Consider the following 19,126-nt stretch of genomic DNA (forward strand, 5'->3'; position numbering starts at 1 on the left):
AACTATAAATGAACTTGTTAACATCATGAATAAAATCATGAATACTTCTTTAAAACCTATTTATGCTAGCCTTGCAAAAGAAATATAGTACATATTTATATTGATAATAAAAAAGCTTTGGAGGCACTTGGCCGGGGGAATATCAGCTTGAACAGGGTTTAAAAAGAGATGATTGAGTATTGCAAGGAGAAATAAAGTATAAAAGAAGATATGGTAACAAAAGCGAATTAGGAAAAATATTTATTTATTTTTTTTAATTTAAAATAGTAATGCTGAACTGAAAAAACCTATTAGGTAGGTGTTAAGTTTGATTTAGATAATATAATTTATGTATATATAAATTCGGAATAAAATATCCAAGGTATTTTGAAGAATTAACATATATAATAAATAAATGCGAAGAAAATTATTTTAGAATGAGTAGATTTTCTTTAAAATAAAGAGATTTATTTAGGATAATGAGTGAGAAAGTAAGGTAACCAGAAAGAACTACAAAAGAAGAATATGAAAAAATGAAAAATTATATTTATAATTTAAGGCGTATGGAACCTGAGGTATTTGAAAAAATTTCTTTTAATCAAAAAGTATGTTGTTGGTAATGAAAATGGAATTGGATATAGTACATTTGCAGAATGCATACAAAAAGTGATTGAAATATTAATAAATAAATTATAAAAGAAAATGAACATTTAATAAAAATAGAAGAACTCGAAAATAAAATTACAGAATATATTGCACAAAATAAATTAAATTAAAAGCTAAAATTATGTTAACAGGCTTTATATTGCAAAGGTCATGATAAAAATTGCAGTTTAAAAGCATATTATAACATTGAGTCGAACTTTCTTGTTTAATTTTTTAGAAAACATGACGAAATATATTGTAACAGGATATTTAAGCAATGATAAATAAATAATTAAAAACTATTAGATAGCTTTATCTTTATTTATAAAATGGGTGATAATTTTGAAGGCTAATGAAATACAATTTTATTTTGCAAGGTTACACATAATTGGGATAATTACAAGTAAATATGATTATTTACAAAATACATTTAAGAAGGGCAAAATATATACAAAGAGAAATTGTGAATGGGGATTCTTTAATATAAATGAGTTAGAAAATGAAAATCTTAAAATTATTTTTGGGCAATTAGTTAAATTTAAAGAAGAGAAAGATGAAGATATTGTTGACACAGTAAATAGAAAATTATCAAAAACAATGATAGAAAATAGAGTCATAGCAACGAGTATTTTTTTTATTCATCCAGATAGTGGTATTGTTGCTTATCACCCTATAGAAGGAAAAATTGGATATAAACAGTTTATAGAAATTTTTCCGCAATTAATAATATATAATAATGATAATATGTTTATTGAAGCTGATATGGATTTTATAAATAGTGAAATATCAATATCAGAAGCTATTGAAAGTTTTGATAAAATATTTACTTTAATAATTAGTCTGAAACCATCAAATCCGAGTTCACGAAGTATATGGAAAAGAACAGATGATAAACTACATAATATGGAGGCTGAATATTATAAACAAATATATAAAAGCAAAAAAGGTTTAATATTAAAACCAAATGGAGAACCATATGGAGATATAATAATGGCGAGTGATGGATATGGTAGAGCTACTTTAAAGGGGATTAAAAATAATGAAGAATTTATTGTTAGTACAGATAGAATGCCTATGACAGCAAAAACATTAGAAGATAAAAATCCATTAATAATGTTTAATAATATTAAAGGAAAATTTTATGAGGTATTGAAGAGAATTAAAAATGATAAAGATTAAAGCAATTATATTTTGTTGGGATTTTATTTTTTCACTAATAATATCATTATTTTTATTATTTATATTAAAAGGAAATTTAAATGGTACATTTTTGAAAGATATATATAATACAGGAGTTACAGTACTTTCAATTTTATTTACGATTTTTTTTGCTGCATTGGCTATAATAATTTCTTCTTGGAATGACGACTTTATAAAATTGCTTGAAGAAGATAATGATTTTATAAATTTATTACATAATTTCAGATATTCTCTAAAAGTTACTTTTATTACTTTGATTATTACGATATTTTTATATACTTATACGAATTATAATATAATAAAAAATAATAATTATGTTCAGATAAAATACATACCAATAATTTTTAGTTTTGTATTTTTTTATTCATTATTTACAATATTTAATTCAGCTTTGGACTCTATTAAATTTGTGGAAAATATGGTTAGATATATCAAAAATAAATTTATTAGTTAATATTTTGTTATTAATTATTTGATGCAAATGAATTATTTATATTACGACTAGTATTATTGCATATGATAAAATTTATTCAGCGTATATTTTTCGTGTTGTAAATGGTAGCCAAATTATTCTTGCATTATATTAAGCAATATAAGATGAGCCTGAATTTATAGGTCTTGCAGCGTTGCATACAGAAAGGCTTGATAGAGATTCTATCATGGTAGTAGTGCCATCAGATCACGTAATAAAAGATGAAGAAACCTATTTAGGAGTATAGAAAATAGCAATAGAAAAAGCAAAAGCAGGAGACAATCTTGTCACAATAGGCATAAAGCCGCAGCATCCAGAGACAGGATATGGATATATAAACTTTAAGAAGATTACAAATGAGATATTTTATAACAATCCTGTACATAAAGTAGAAAGATTCGTAGAAAAGCCGGATTATGATACAGCAGTAAAATATGCCGAGAGTGGAGATTACCTGTGGAATAGCGGCATGTTCATATGGAAGACATCTGCAATACTAAATGCGATAAAAGAATATATGCCACAATTATACAGTGCATTAAATGTTATAAAGGAAAACTTTGATTCAGATGAGATAGAAAAAATCTTATACGAGGAATACTCAAAGCTTGAAAGCATATCGTTAGACTACAGCATAATGGAAAAGGCCAAAAATGTATATGTAGTGCCGGGAGATTTCGGTTGGGATGATGTAGGAAGCTGGACATCAATGGAGAGATTGTACGAAAAAGACGACAACGGCAACGTCATAAAAGGCAATGTCGTAAGCGTAGACACAAAGAAATGCATCATAACAGGAAGCGATAAACTCATTGCAACACTTGGTATAGAAGATGTAATAATCGTAGACACAGAAGACGCACTTTTAATATGCTCAAAAGATAAAGCACAAAATGTGAAAGAAGTATTGAAAGAGCTAAAGGAGAAAAAGAGCGAGTATTTGTAATATATTTTTTAACGAAATATGTCGGAATATTGTCAATAGTAAAATTTATTAATCTATAACTTTTTAATTATGGGAGGTGTGATGTATGGGGTGATTGACTGTGCTTCTCTTGAAGAAAGCGATAGATATTTTGAAAATTTGCTTAATCAGTCTTCAGTAAAAGGCATTTTAGGCTATATTGAGCTTAATAACGATGAGATAAGTCATATAGCTGATTTAATTTCAAAAGAAGTAATCAAGTCTTCCTTTGAAAATTCAGAGTCATTAACTGTATCAATTTTTCTAGTTTGGATAGGTATTTTATACTATAAAGATGGCGATTTTTGGTCGCATGTTTATGATATATTAAATATATCATCAGATAAAATCCAGTTACAGAAATGTCTAGGTGAGATTTTTCTAAAGACTGTCAAAAAATATAAGTTGATAGTTTTTAAGGATAAACTTCGCTATATTATGCCAATACTTGCTCATGGCTTTATTCCCAATTATTATCTTAACGACTATTTTTCAAATATCATACTTCGGATATACCGAGAAAGAGAAGAAGCAGGTTTAAATATTAATTTTGATGAAATTAGGCACATTGTTTCAAATTGGAGAAAAGAATATAGGCTGTATGTAGAAAAAGAAGATATGATACGCAGCCTTAATGAAAAAGAAGAAGAATTGCTGATTGCAAAGGATGTGTTTTTAAATTTTAAAAAGCTTTACGATCTCATTAAATTAAGAAGGCTGATAAAAAAATCACATTATATAAAGGATTTGTTGCAAATTTCCGATGGATGGCTTGATGAAAAAGAAGCTGAAAGAAAAAGATTAAAAATGAAATTGGATGAACTCCGTGGCATATATAAAAAACGCATTGATTTGGAAAATAAATGTAAAGAATTAGATAATCAAATAAATATTATAGAAAATGAATTATTTGATTATTTTGATGATAAATCTATAAATGCTGTTTTAAATATTTCTTTTGATGATGTAAGAAATCTTGTTAGAAGCATTAAAAATAATGAAAAGAAATTTTTGGGCTTTATAGGACTTATTTTTAGGATTTTTATGCATAAAGAGTATATGATGATGAATGACGATAAAAGAAGATTAGCTAATATGTTTAAAAACCTTTCAATAAAGGATGATTTTTTTAAAACCTTAGATGAGAGATATATCGATAGATTAATTTATCTTCAAGATCTTTTAAAAAAGAAAAAAATTTTTGAGGCTACTTTTAAAGAAATAGTTGAGACGGAAAGAGAAGCTGCAGCATCAATAAGTGATGTCTCTACAGATAATGTTGTAACAGAGTTAGAAAAAAAATTAGAAGAAGTAAACAATGAGATTGCAACGTATAAGAAGAATTTGGTCATTTTAGGGAAGGGTAGATTAGAGGATGGAAAAGAGGAATTAGATAAGCAGAGAAATTTAAGGAATAAGGTAAAGTCAATTAAATCTGAAATTGTCTCTTATTACGATGTAAAAATACTATTAAAAAATTTGCCACTTAAATTGAAGTATTCCAATGTAGACGAAGTAGAAAAAGAGCTAGAAAAAGTTCGTGAGAAGAAGAAAAAAATTGAAGATAAATCTAAAAATTATACAAATCCTTTATATTTTATAAATGAATCTTCACGTGTCTTTATTTGTCAAGGAGGAGATGTAGCAGATCAGTTTATATTTGAGTCTCTTTTACTGATTCAAAATTTGGAAAACGGAAAAGAAGATACCATTGATATCTTGTTACCAACTAGAATAAAGAAATCTATGATTGATTGGTGGCATGAAAGTGGCAAGGCTTTACTTACAGATGAAAGGAAAAGAAAAGAAAAAGAAGTTACTAGGGTACCGATACATAAACCGTCAGTAGAATTAGATACCATAAATAGAGAGATTACAGTTTGTGTACCGCAACAATCAATTGAAAATCATGTAAATGCTATTTTTACTTTATGTGAAGAAAATGATAAAAGAATAGAAGTTAAGTTGGATATAAGAAAGATTAATGACAAGCAATATTGTACTTTGCCAGCTCGTTTTAACGTTGGACCTTTTAAACATTATAATTTTAAATTATCAATTGACGACAAAATCTTTGAGTGGAAAGTAAATGGTATAGATGATGATAAATTTATGTTTTTTACAAATGAAAAGTATCTTATAGAAAATCTTTTGTATCTACCTGATGACGGATTATATGTTGTTGCTCCAAAAGGATGCAAGTTCATTCCGAATGAGATTGTAAAAGAAAGGGAAAGAATGAGTGGTGATTGGTCATCGTATGAATTTGTCTATATTGATTTAGAAGAAAACGATGCGTTTGTCATTGAAAGTAAAGGAAGGCAGTATATTTATAAGAAAAAAATAAATATAAATCCGCATCTTTTGAATGGAAATGTGATAGATGGTGCATATTCTGAAGGGATTATGGTGTGTAATGGTGAATTGCCTGATTTAGTTTTTCCTGCAATTGATGATATATCTTATTACGGCTTACGATTTGATTATCAAGGTAATGCCACTTTTAAATCACTTGAAGGTTTAGATATTACAGGGAATGGGAGTGCTGTTTTAATTAATTTAAGTGCTATTTGCCATGATGTTTACGGCAAGTGTAAAGTGTCGCTGATTTATAAGGGAAATGTTATTTGGACTGATGATATTGTCGTTTTACCTGATTTAAACATATTGTTTGATAAAAAGTTGTATCCTCCTTATGAAAGCGGAAAAAGACAATTAGGAATCTTATACTTAAGTTCAAAATATCCATTGAAAGTTCTTAATTATGCGGATATCAGTGTTAAAAGCGAAGGGGAGAAAATTTACGTAGAATTTGATACATCAAATGAAAAAATAGATTTGTTATTGCAATATTTTTTAGATATAAAAATCGATATTTATTTATCTATTGATATTCCAAAGGTTTATTGGAGAACTAACAGTGGCGAAATGTGGCAAAGCAGTATTGGAGAAATATGGTTTGAAGATATAGGAGATTTGTATATAAAGATACCTCAATCAATTTATCCGAAAGCTAAATTAATATTAGATGACAATGTTCAAACAATTGTACCAAATATGAGAAAAGGTGAAATAATATTTGATTTGCGTAAGTTAAGTGACAGCATAAGAAGTTTAAATAAAATACTTCAGGATTTGGTAATTTCATTTGAAGACAAAGATATTTCTCCAATTTTGATTTGTCGTATTCGTCTGTATTGGCAGGTAAAAGATGTTACATTCAATGACATGATATACAATGGTAGAAGGATAATTAAGATAAAGTGGAGTGACCTTGGAAGGGAATCTAACAGAGTTATTCGATTATGGCCTTTAAGTGAGGAAGATAGAGGCATGATTCAGTATAATATTGCAAATGGTACATCACAAATAGAAATATCTGATGATATAAAAAATCTTCCGGCTGGTTTATATAGATTACAATTTGATGTTGATGATCCTTGGAGCGATGATAATGAGGTTTTATTGCCAAATAAAGACCATGAGAATTGCTTAGATGTGATATTAGGTGACAAAGATGAGATATTGCAAAATGTTATAAAAAATGGGTTAGATATAATCGCATTTGATGTTGGTGGAGAGAAGATCATATCTGAAAGAAAATATTGGATTGATGACATTAAGATGTATTCTGAATTTGAAGGTGAGGAAAGGCTTACGGGAAATATATATACATTTGATGATAATGGTAACATTATTTCTGTTGAGTACAATCCAGTAAGTTTTTATTTTATATTAGATCCAAAATATTTTACAAAACTTCCTTTTTTGATAGATAGAGATAAAGATGGATATACGTATTGCAAAAGGTGTAAAGTATTGTTTTCGGAGATAGCCCATCTTGAATGCAAAGACAATGTGATACTACCAGATGGTATTTTTGTAAATATAAGGAGGGGATGATAAAGTGGCAAGACTAGACCCGCTTTCTGCAACTGAAAGAATTGTAAATAGATATTTGAGTTATCTTGGGACTACATTTTCATTTAATGATGCAAATTTACAAAAACAATTGAAGGAAGAGCTAAGGAAAATAGATAAATTTTCGAAAGGACCAATATTAGAAGCGACACCACCTTTTGAAAGTGGCAGCTCTATAGAAGATTTAATTAAAGAAGATATTTTATCAAGTGAATTTAGAAAACTTTGTACTGATGAGCTTCCATTAGCTCGCAATTTGTATTTACATCAGAAAAATGCAATTTATAAATTAGTTAAGGACAAAAGAAATCTAATCGTTGCAACGGGTACAGGAAGTGGTAAAACTGAGACTTTTTTAATACCTATTCTAAATCATTTATTTAGAGAAAAAGAAAATGGAGATTTAGGGCCAGGAGTTAGAGCTTTACTATTATATCCCATGAACGCCCTTGCAAATGATCAATTAAAGAGGCTGCGCAGACTTCTCAAAAATTACCCCGACATTACATTTGGAAGTTATACAGGTGAAACTGAAATAGAGGAAAAACGTGCTGTAGAACAATTTAAAAAGTTGTATTCAGAAGAAGAATTGTTGCCAAATGAAATATTGTCAAGGGAAAGGATGCAGAATACACCGCCAAATATTTTGCTTACTAACTATGCTATGCTGGAGTATTTGCTCCTTAGGCCTAACGATAATGTGTTCTTTGATGGCGAATATGCAAATAGGTGGAAATTTATTGTTATCGATGAAATACATATATATTCTGGAGCAAAAGGTATTGAATTGGCCATGCTCTTAAGACGACTTAAAGATAGGGTAGTAAAGAGCCAACATGGTGTGCTAAAGTGTATAGGCACAAGTGCAACACTTGTTGGTGAGAGCGAAAATGACTATAAAGGTGTTACAGAATTTGCAGAAAGACTATTTGGAGAGGAGTTTCAGTGGATTAAAGGTGATCCAAAACATCAAGATGTTGTGATAGGAACTAAAAAGAGACTTGTTATTTCTAAAGAAAGTCGATATAAACCTGATTCTAGTATTTACAATATATGGTCTGAAATAGTTGAAAGAAATGATGCAAATAAAATTGAAAGATTAATTGAAGAAGGGCTGAAAGCAGGTATACCTGTTGATGTTTTAGATGAGGCCAAGGAAAAATCAGATGGAGATTGGAGAAAGTTCATTTATATTGCATTAAGTTCTGATAGTCGATTAATTACACTGCAAACTAAGTTAGAAGAAAAGCCTCAGTATTTATCGAAAATTGCTGATATCTTGTTTGAAGATGAAAGCAATAGGCAGCAACTTTTAGTTTCATTAGTCCACTTGGCAAATAACGCAAAAATGGGTATAAATGAACAGCCTTTGCTTCCTGCAAGGTATCATCTTTTTGTGCGTGCCCTTGAAGGAGGCTTTATTTCTCTTTTTCCTGAAAGACATTTATATTTAGAAAGGCATGAATGGATAGAAGATGAAAAAGGACAGGGATACAGAGTTTTTGAAATTGCAACTTGTTTTCAGTGTAATTCTATATATTTAATAGGCGAAATTGATAGAAAAAACAACATGAAAATTTTAAAACAACCTGGATATCATTATTTAGAAGATAATAGCAATCTAGAATATTTTTTACTGATTGAAAACAAAGAACTTGTACCGGAAAACGAAGATGAGATAGTTTCATCTGGTGAAGATGTAGATTTTTCAGAAAAAGAATATGTGCTTTGCGGTAAGTGTGGAGCTATAAGAGAGATAAATGAAACAGGTGATTTTTGTCATTGTGGTAAAGAATATGAAGTTCGTGTTGTAAAAAGCGATAGCAAAAAAGGTTTGTTGCATAAATGCCCAGCTTGTGGAATGATGAATACGATAGGCTCGGTAGCAAGAAGATTTGTCATAGGAAGTGAAGCTGCTACAAGTGTTTTATCAACGGCTCTTTACCAAGAGATTCCGGATGAAGATATTGATAAAAAAGATGGCGATAAAAATGAAGATTCATTGTGGGATGATGATATATCAGAAAGTGATGTAACTGAGAGCAACCGTAGAATGCTTATATTCTCTGATAGTAGACAGGATGCAGCGTTTTTTTCTACGTATTTACAAACGTCTTATAATCAAATTTTACAAAGACGCCTTATCATTATGACATTGGAAAAATATAAGGACAAAGCTATTAATAATGAATGGAGGATAGAGGATTTAGCTCTATATTTAAAAAGATTTTTAAGCGATTTAAAGATTTTTGATTTAAGTCAACAACAATTGGAAGAAGAAGCTTGGAAATGGGTGCTTTACGAGTTTATGGGAAGGGGCGGTTCAAACAGTTTGGAGTCCCTTGGACTTTTAGGGTTTATCCCTGACGTACCACCCGATATACATTTTGCAAGAGGATTTAAAACTGATCCATGGAACCTAACGGATGATGAGATGTCTGGTTTGATGATGGTTCTTTTAGATAGCATAAGGAAAAACGGCGCTATTTGCTTTCCTGACAGTGTAAGCCCCAAAGACCAATTTTTTGCACCATTAAATAGAGAATTTTATTTTAAAAATAATTATGCGGTACCTGGTTATATATATAGCTGGATACCTTATTCTAAAGGAAGAAACAATGCTATGAGGAACAATACGCGCCTTGATTTTCTGATGCGCTTTTTTAGAGCAAAGGGGAAGGATATTAACCGCGGTGAAATAGAAAAATTTTTAAAAATACTTTGGGATAAATTATTGGCAAATAATAAATCGCTTTGGAGTAAATATCTATCAAATCATTTTGAGCGTAATGGTATTGGACAAGTATATAGGTTAAATTTAGATTATTGGAAAATTGTACCTTCTATAATAGATGAGTCAATAAAATGGTACAGATGTACTAAATGCAATAGACTTACGTTACACAACGTTTTAGGAGTTTGTCCCACCTATAGGTGTGATGGCCATTTAATTGAATGCGATCCAAAGAATATATTTAAGGATAATCATTATAGGAAGCTTTATACAGATATACTTCCGTTGAAACTAAAGACAAGTGAGCATACTGCACAGCTTACCACCGAAACAGCAGCAGAAATTCAAAGAAAATTTGAAAAAGGTGAGATCAATGTTTTAAGTAGTTCTACTACATTTGAATTAGGCGTTGATGTAGGAGATTTAGAGACGGTGTTTATGAGAAATGTACCTCCGACGCCTGCTAATTATGTGCAGAGAGCAGGACGTGCAGGTAGGAGGACTAGTGCGACAGCATTTGTACTTACGTTTGCACAAAGGCGATCGCATGATTTTACCTATTATTTAGATCCGTTAAATATTGTCAATGGAAAGGTTCAAACACCTCACATTGAGATTAAAAATGAAAAGATTATAAAAAGACACATTTATGCCGTTGCATTAGCAATGTTTTGGAAATTAAATCGAAATTTTTTTGGGGAAGTTAATAAATTTTTTGTAGAAGATGGAACACCTATTACGACGATAATAAGTAATTTTTTGGCGGAAAAACCAATAGAATTGAAAGAAAGTCTTTTGAGAATTGTGCCGGCTGATTTACATGATGTACTTGGTATAAATGATTGGAAATGGGTTTATGGTTTGCTTGATGATAAAGAAGGCGTATTGAAAAAAGCAGAGGCAAATTTATTAAATGATCTTAATGAATTGAGAAATATTGAAAAGGAATGCGTAAATGCTAAAGATTATTCAAAGGCATCGGAAATTAACAGAATGATAAATACTTTAGAACGAAGATATATTCTCAATTATTTATCGCAAAATAATGTCATTCCTAAGTATGGATTTCCTGTGGATGTTGTAGAACTGAAAGTCGATCATCATGGTGATGAAGCAAAAGGATTGGAACTTACTAGGGATTTAAAAATAGCTCTGTCGGAGTATGCTCCAGAAAGTCAGATTGTCGCTGGAGGAAAATTGTGGACTAGTAGATACATTAAAAAATTGCCAGATAGAGAACCAGTCAAATATAATTATGCTATTTGTGATTATTGTGGAAATTATTATAGCAATATTGCAGATAATCAAAATGATCTTGATACTTGCAAAGTTTGTGGGCGTAAGATTGGAAATAACCGCGGAATATTTATCACACCAGAGTTTGGATTTATAGCAGGAAAGCCTCAAAAGCCAACATTGGTAAAACCTGAAAGGACATACAGTACAAGGAAGTACTTTGCAGATGAAGGTGAAAAAATAGAGGAAAATTATGATTATGAGATAGGTGGTTTTCGTATTAATGTAAAAGCTGGTGATGGGAAGCTAGCAGTGATAAACAGCGCAGGTAAGAGAGGCTTTAAGGTATGCGAAAGTTGCGGTTATGCAGAAATTAATACTGGCAGTCCTATAAAGTCACATAAAACTCCAATGGGCAAAAATTGCAAAGGCAAATTATCGCGTTATTCCCTCGGATATGAATTTAAAACGGATATATTAATGCTGAAGATCATGGATTATTCTAATTCACAAGAAGGATTTTGGGAGTCATTATTGTATGGTTTGATTGAAGGAGCTTGTCGGGAACTTGAGATTGAGCGCCAAGATATTGATGGTACTTTATATGCGTATTCTAAAGATTCTTTTAGTCCTGCTATTGTGTTATTTGATGATGTCCCAGGCGGAGCAGGACAAGTAAAAAGGATTGCTAATAGAAAAAACCTTATAAGAGTCTTAAATAGGACATTAGATCTTGTTTTAAATTGCGAATGTGGTGGAGAAAGAGCTGATACAAGCTGCTATGGATGCTTACGCAACTATACGAATCAGTATTGCCATGACAAATTAAAGAGGATCTATGTAATAGACTTTATCAAAGAACTTTTAAATAAATAAGATAAAAGCACAAGTAGACTGTTCTGTTGCACAAAAAGGCTGAGAATGGTAATGTAATTATTATAGATATAGAAGATGAACTTTTGTATATGCTCAAAAGATAAAGCACAAAACATGAAAGAAGTATTGCAATAGCTTAAAAATATGTATTATCATAGTGAATTTCAAAAATCAGAATTAGAAAATTTACCGATTGAAGATAAAAATGCTGTAGAAATAAATTATAAGAAACTGTAATTTTCAATAATTTATGACAATTTTTTTGTAATAAAAATGTTAAATGCCGAAAAATTATAAAAATCAAGATTTAAAATTTTATAACTATAAAAGGGAAAATTTGTTGATTACGCTATTATGAGTTTTTAATAATTATTAATATGAAAGGCTTGATATTTTTTTAAGATTATATTTATGATTTAGTGAAATAAAACGATATAATAGTGAGGAGTACCATTATGAAAAAATATTTTAGAGATCCAATATATAATTTTATTATAATTAATGAAACTTGGATCTTAGATTTGATAAATAGTAAAGAGTTTCAAAGATTAAAACAGGTAAAGCAGCTTGGAACATCAGAGGTTACATATTATGGTGCCAATCATACTAGATTTTCACATTCTATAGGTACTATGTATCTAATGGATAAAGCGTTAGGACAATTGAAAAATGTAATTAATATAGACGAAGAGACGAGGAAAATAGGATTAGCTGCGGCTTTATTACATGATATTGGTCATGGACCATTTTCTCATGTATTTGAGAAAGTAATGAGTACAAATCATGAACAATGGACAATTGACATTATACTTGGTGATACTGAGGTAAATAGGATATTAAAAACTGTTAATAGTGATTTTCCTCAAAAGGTCGCTGAAGTAATTAAAAAAGAGTATGAGCATAAATTTGTTAGTTATTTGTTATCAAGCCAATTGGATGTAGACAGAATGGATTATTTATTACGGGATAGTTATTATGTAGGTGTAAAGTATGGGCTGTTTGATGTAGATATGATTATAAAATCTATGTTAGTGTGTGATGATAATATAGTTATAGATTATAAGGGATTGTATGCCGTAGAGCAATATGTACTTGCTAGACATTATATGTATTGGCAGGTATACTACCATAAAACTACAAGAGGATATGAATTGTTGCTTCAAAATATTTTAAAAAGAGCAAAATACTTATATGAGCAAAATTTACTGGATATTAAAATAGATTTATTGATTCCAATTTTTAAAAATGAGAAAATAAATGTAGAAGAATATATACAATTGAACGATAGTGTTATTTTATATGCGATATTATCATGGAAAAATTCACGAGACAAGATATTAAGAGATTTATGCTGTAAATATTTGTATAGAGATTTATATAAGGCCTATGAAATTGAGCAATCTTTTCCTTTTAGTTTAGATGCAATAAGAGAAATACTAAAAAATCAAAATATGGATGCTGAATATTATCTTGCCCTTGATAGACCTAGTAATGTGATATATGATTATTATGTTGAAGGGGAGGAGGGAGAAAAACCACCTATATTAATTAATAGTATGGGCAAAAATAAATCTATTACTAGATTTTCTGAATCAATAAAAGCTATATCAGGCAGCCAAAAGATTAAATATTATCTATATTTTCCGAGATATAATTATGATGGCGTAAATATAAGTGATGATATAATTAAATATTTGGAGGAATTAAAATGAGTGATACATTGAATGAATATGCTAATATTATTGAGTTATTAAGTATCGCCGGAGAAATTGATGGCCGTAAAAAGATTCAAAAAATAGTATATATACTAAAAAGCTTAGGAGCAAATTTTGTGGAGAATTTTTATTTTCATTATTATGGTCCATATTCGGATACTTTGACAATTGAGCTGGAAGAGCTTAAGATGATGAATATAATTGAGGAAGAGAAAAATGATAGTGGGTTATTTCCAAAGTATAGATATAAATTAAAAAAAGAAATAGATATACAGTATAATCTTGACAAATATAAGGATTTAATTGAAAAATTAAACAATCAAAAATCCAGATTTTTGGAATTGGTTTCAACAATTATATATTTTGAACATGAAGGATATCCAAGAGATAAAATTGTTAATAAGATAAAAATCGTAAAATCTGACAAAAATTATACTGATGAGGAGATAGACTCAGCGTTCAATTTTTTGAAAGTAATACATGACGAATATGGATTTGATGATGAACGAATCAAATGAATTTATAAAAGAATATCTACTCAACGTGGTTTTAAAACACTAAGATTATATAGACAAATTTTATACGTGTTAACTTTTTAAAGCTTATAGGATGGTGTAATAGATGAATAATTTTGCTGAAGAATTGGCATATTGGTATCTTCGCTTTAATGGCTTTTTATTATTGCAAAACTTTGTCTTACATAATTTAGGAAATGGAAATCAAAGAGGTTCAGCAGATTCTGATTTGTTGGCAATTAGATTTTTGGATGTTTATGAGAAAGTTGGTGGACAAGACCAAGATTGGGACAAAGAAAAATTTTATGATTGGGGTATAGACATTGATAAATTTAACTTGGCTTTTATTACTGAAGTAAAGTCGTCAAAAGATTTAAGGAAATGCTGTTTACAGAAGTCTTTTCTTTTTAAAAGGCTAGAAAGTGCTCTTTATCGGTTTGGAATTTTTCCTAAAAAAGAAGTTAGTAGTATCGCAAAAAAGTTATACAATGAAAAATATATAACGATTAATTCGTGGATTATAGCTAAGTTGGCAGTAACAGAAAAACAAATTGATGGTCCCTGGATAATTTTAACACTTAGTGAAATAGATGAATTTATTCAAAAAAGAATCAAATCTTATCAAAAAGATAAGTATGCAGATCGTATATATTTTCCCAGTTCTCTTTTACAATATTTGACCTGGAAGTATGGTCATTTTTCAATTGGAGATTTTTAAGATTACAAACTTAATTTGTAAATAGAAAATGTTAAGATGAAGAGAGATTTTGTGCAATAAGCTGGTGATGATGTACTGATTTTAATTTCTTTTTATAAATAAAGTGCCACATCATGTCCATAACATTTGATAAAATAAAAGTTAAAATATGCATTTGACTAATTTAAAGACCAGTATGTATTAAATTATGTTAATGGAATGAGGTAATAATATGAATCTAACTGCTATTACTGCAACTTTAGGAAAATATAGATCAGACGATATTGAATGTCTTATAGAAGAATTGCCTAGAATAAAAAATGATGAACAAGGATATGTAGTATATATGATATTTGATATTCAAAATAAAAAAATTTATTTTGAATCAGGAGAACCTGTGAGGGATGATACCGCGAAGCAATTCTTATATTTTGGAAATAATTCAGGCAGTGGTTTTCAGTATTACCTTAATAGGGATGCTGAATCTTTACATTATCTTTTAACTAGTGCTATAAGTGATTTATACAATATGCTTTGTAAATACGGTATGCAGAGTGAAAAAATGGCTTTGATTATTAAAAAGATGGAGGATAGTGGGTTAGTCACTTTAAGTAAAAAGAAAGGGGCTGGCAGTATAAATTATAAGATGTTTTTATTGCCAGACAATTATTTGATTAAAGGTCTTACTGAAAATACAAACAAGGCTAAAATAACATTATCAAAGTCCACTGAAGATGGTGATAAAGTTGTATCTCCTGAACAATTTATTAGAACAGGAATTGGAGAAAAAAACAAAAAAAACCGGCTTCTATTAGTTGTACCTGTAGTCCTACAGGAAGATGAGCAACGTGCTGTCTTATCTGAATATCCTGAATATATAAAACTGGTAAAGTTAGATAAAAATATTGAAAAGCAAAGTTTCACTCCTTCTTTGCAAAGTAAAAAGGTGTGCTATATATGCCATAAGGAAAAAGATGATGTTAAAACCGAAGATTATATAAAAAATTTTGATAGAAAAGGGATAAACAAGTTATTTGAAATAACAACTAAGAATACATCTCAAATCCTTGATAATTTCAACTATGAAAATACATATTCCATATGTCATGATTGTTATTTAGATCTTCTTAATGGGGATAAGAAAATTCAAAAAATGTTTAGAGGCAAGATAGCGGGCGAGGATGTTTTTATATTGCCTGAAGGATTAATTAAAGATTTTGATTACAATTTCTTATATAAGCTAAAAAGAGAAGTAGATCTTGCTTTAAAAGAAGATAATGCAAATAATTGGCTTCAAAGCATTGAAGCGCTTGCCAGTGTAGATGAAATTGTTTATTATAGTCTGAACTTTGTAGTATATAGAACAGATGGTACATCATTTAGTGTATTGCAGACTATAGAAGATGTACCTACAGTACGTTTTAAAAAGATAATGGAGCTCATTGGCCATAATGTCAGTATGATGCGGCAACATATAAAATACATGTCTTTTGCTAGTATTTATAGCTTAATTCCAGTATATCAAGATAAGAATAGCAATAAATGGACAGGTAAGGTATTATCACTTTACAAAGCATTATTATGCGGTGAACAGATTGATATGAATGAGTTATTTAGCTATGCGTGTGAAGGCCTTGATAAGGGATTAAATCAGCTTAAAAAGGATGAAGTAAAAAATTATTTCAATATGGGTCTAGCTGAATATAAGAAAAATTATAAAGATTATGCAGACGACTATTTCATAAGAAATTTAATAATAGGTTATTTAATCTTATTTAATGTGTGTAGGCAACTGAATATTTTGATAAATGATAAAGCTTGCCATGATGAGAAAAAGGAGGTGAGCAATATGCAAAGCGTAAAGACCGCATTAGAAAATGTGAATAATTCTATAAACGATATGGAAAATTTTCTTGCTATTCAGCAATATACTAATGAAGCTAAAGCATTATTTTATTTGGGTGTATTAATAAAACGAGTAGCGATATATCAGATGGCAAAAGAACATAAAACAAAACCAATCCTTAAAAAGATTCAGTTTCAAGGTATGACTGATGTTGAGGTCTATAAGCTTTACAATGAAGTGGTAGAAAAGCTTAGGCAGTATAAAAGGCTAAATATTTTTACTGAGGCAGTAATGAACAGATTTCATTATTATTATGGATGCATAAAAGAAAAAGACTCATGGAAATTAAATGGACATGCTAATGTTTTTTATATAATGTCTGGATATGCGTATATGATAAGTAACAGTATGCCTGATGCTACAGAAGAAGAGCAGGAAATAGAAAGAGAAGAAATTATAATAGGAAAGGAAGATAATGATTGAATATTTTAAATAAAAATAGAGATTTTTTATTTGGCTTTGAAGCAAATATGACAAATCCTAATGGGGATCCCGACCATGAAAACAAACCTAGGATGGACTATGAAACAGCAACTCTTTTAGTAAGCGATGAACGACGTAAGAGAGACTGTAGAGATTTCCTTAAGAATAAAGGATATGAGATATTTGTTGATACATTAGATGATACAAAAGTTACCATGGAGACTATGTTTGAGAATATAATGAATAAGTGGCTTAGCAACAAAGATAAAATGGATACTCTTTTTAAGCAAAATGATATGATAAAGCAAAAGTGGGAACAAATATTCGGAAAAAATTGTGATAATTATAAAGCGGAATATGACTCGAAAAAGCCCAAATCAAAGAATAAAAAGAATTATGATTTTATCAAGTTTAATAATATTTTGTTGACAGAGATAGTAAAACAATCGTTAATAGATATAAGACTATTTGGAAGCGCAATGGCAGTAGAAAATGTATCAAAATCATATACTGGGCCAGTACAAATGAATTGGGGATATTCTCTTCATCCAGTAGAAGAAGTTAAATCTAATTCTATAACTTCTATAATGAATGATGACAGTTCTACGTTTGGTAAAAAAAATAAGATATATTATGCATTAGTTGCTCACTATGGCACTATGAATAAGTATAGCGCAAAATATACCGGGATGACAGAAGATGATGCCTCTATATTTAGAAAAGCTTTAGTGCAGGGTATTATGGCTAATCAGACAGATAGTAAGCAAGGGCAACAGCCTTTGTTTTACATTGAAGTAGTGTATAAACCTGATTTTGATGTATTTCTAGGAGATTTGAGACGACTTTTAGAGGTTTCTTATCCTGATGATAAACCTATAAGATCACTTAATGATGTCAAAATAGATTTTAAAGATCTTAAAAACGTTATAGAAAAAATGAAACAAAAGGGATATGTAGATGAAGTAATTGGCTGGGTATATCCATATATCGATACCAGTAAATCTCTTGTAAATATGCCTTTATATAAAGAAGTTGATTTATTGGCTCCTATTTCCAATAAGGTGGTTGGTTAGATTATGAAAGTAGTATCATTTTCAGTAAATGGTAAAATGGCGCATTTTAGGAAAGTACATTCCAATGCTTCGGCCCTTTCATATTTTTTACCTCCTAGAACTACAATATCTGGTATATTGGCTGGTCTATTAGGCATGGAAAGAGATACGTATTATGAGACATTTTCTATAGATAATTGTAAAATTGCCGTAGCCTGTCAAATGCCAATAAAAAAATGTATGCAAAAGCTTAATCATCTTATGATAAAGAGCAAAAACGATTTAAATGGCTCGGCTGAGAATCACAGTCAGGCGGCTACAGAGCTTGTTATACCGCTTAATATACGAACTGGATATGTAAGCTATCAAATATGGATACACCATTTTGATAATAATATTATGGAGAAATTAGAATGGATAGTAAATGATATGCCAATGTACTATACCCAAGGTATATCAGTGGCACTTGGTACTGCTTTTAATTTGGGATGGATAGAAAAGAAAGGCGTATATGAAGCAGAAGAAGTATATAAATCAGATGTTGTTGACATGTATTCTGCCATACCGATGGAATATGTAGATGATATAAAGTTGCAAAATATGACAGATAGATGGTATAGGTTAATAAAAGAAGAAGTGCCATTGGAGTTTACTAAAGGTAGAAAAATTACAGAACGTGGACTTAAAAATATTTTAATAAATATTGAAGGAAGCCCTATAAAAGTAACGGCTAAGCAATATGTAAAATTAGATAATGGATTAAACATTATGTGGATGCAGTAAGTAAATTG

General features: G+C 29.7%; 10 protein-coding genes and 1 pseudogene. All 11 read left to right on the top strand.

Annotation, left to right across the window (positions count from 1 at the left end; genetic code table 11):
- Window positions 1-966: 966 nt before the first annotated feature.
- Window positions 967-1,803: a hypothetical protein gene (locus JJQ93_RS01395; protein WP_274892503.1), complete on the top strand. Its 837-nt coding sequence runs from the start codon at window positions 967-969 to the stop codon at window positions 1,801-1,803.
- Entirely contained in the window at window positions 1,790-2,278 is a 489-nt protein-coding gene (locus tag JJQ93_RS01400) for a hypothetical protein (RefSeq protein WP_274892504.1), read from the top strand. The genes JJQ93_RS01395 and JJQ93_RS01400 overlap by 14 nt, the downstream gene beginning before the upstream one ends.
- A 157-nt stretch (window positions 2,279-2,435) precedes the next feature.
- Window positions 2,436-3,242 (top strand): annotated as a pseudogene (locus JJQ93_RS12990) (mannose-1-phosphate guanylyltransferase); the annotation flags it as partial.
- An 81-nt stretch (window positions 3,243-3,323) separates the two neighbouring features.
- Window positions 3,324-7,163, top strand: coding sequence for an HsdR family type I site-specific deoxyribonuclease (locus JJQ93_RS01410; RefSeq protein WP_274892505.1), 3,840 nt, complete (start codon window positions 3,324-3,326; stop codon window positions 7,161-7,163).
- 4 nt (window positions 7,164-7,167) lie between these two features.
- Window positions 7,168-12,027, top strand: a complete 4,860-nt coding sequence (locus JJQ93_RS01415; protein ID WP_274892506.1) for a DEAD/DEAH box helicase — start codon at window positions 7,168-7,170, stop codon at window positions 12,025-12,027.
- A 455-nt stretch (window positions 12,028-12,482) separates the two neighbouring features.
- Window positions 12,483-13,739: an HD domain-containing protein gene (locus tag JJQ93_RS01420; protein WP_274892507.1), complete on the top strand. Its 1,257-nt coding sequence runs from the start codon at window positions 12,483-12,485 to the stop codon at window positions 13,737-13,739.
- Window positions 13,736-14,260 (top strand): YwgA family protein, encoded by a 525-nt coding sequence (locus JJQ93_RS01425; RefSeq protein ID WP_274892508.1) that lies wholly within the window; start codon window positions 13,736-13,738, stop codon window positions 14,258-14,260. Before JJQ93_RS01420 ends, JJQ93_RS01425 begins: the two co-directional genes overlap by 4 nt.
- A gap of 103 nt (window positions 14,261-14,363) precedes the next feature.
- The gene (locus JJQ93_RS01430; RefSeq protein WP_150201013.1) at window positions 14,364-14,975 is read left to right on the top strand and encodes a hypothetical protein; all 612 of its coding nucleotides are present in this window, start codon (window positions 14,364-14,366) and stop codon (window positions 14,973-14,975) included.
- 211 nt (window positions 14,976-15,186) lie between these two features.
- A complete protein-coding gene (locus JJQ93_RS01435; RefSeq protein ID WP_274892509.1) occupies window positions 15,187-17,283 on the top strand; it encodes a TM1802 family CRISPR-associated protein in 2,097 nt (698 codons plus the stop codon).
- A complete protein-coding gene (locus JJQ93_RS01440) occupies window positions 17,280-18,356 on the top strand; it encodes a CRISPR-associated protein (RefSeq protein ID WP_150201015.1) in 1,077 nt (358 codons plus the stop codon). The genes JJQ93_RS01435 and JJQ93_RS01440 overlap by 4 nt, the downstream gene beginning before the upstream one ends.
- 3 nt (window positions 18,357-18,359) lie before the next feature.
- The gene (cas5, locus tag JJQ93_RS01445; RefSeq protein ID WP_150201016.1) at window positions 18,360-19,118 is read left to right on the top strand and encodes a CRISPR-associated protein Cas5; all 759 of its coding nucleotides are present in this window, start codon (window positions 18,360-18,362) and stop codon (window positions 19,116-19,118) included.
- Window positions 19,119-19,126 lie beyond the last annotated feature (8 nt).

It is taken from the genome of Thermoanaerobacterium sp. R66 (genome assembly GCF_028895185.1).
GTDB lineage: Bacteria > Bacillota > Thermoanaerobacteria > Thermoanaerobacterales > Thermoanaerobacteraceae > Thermoanaerobacterium.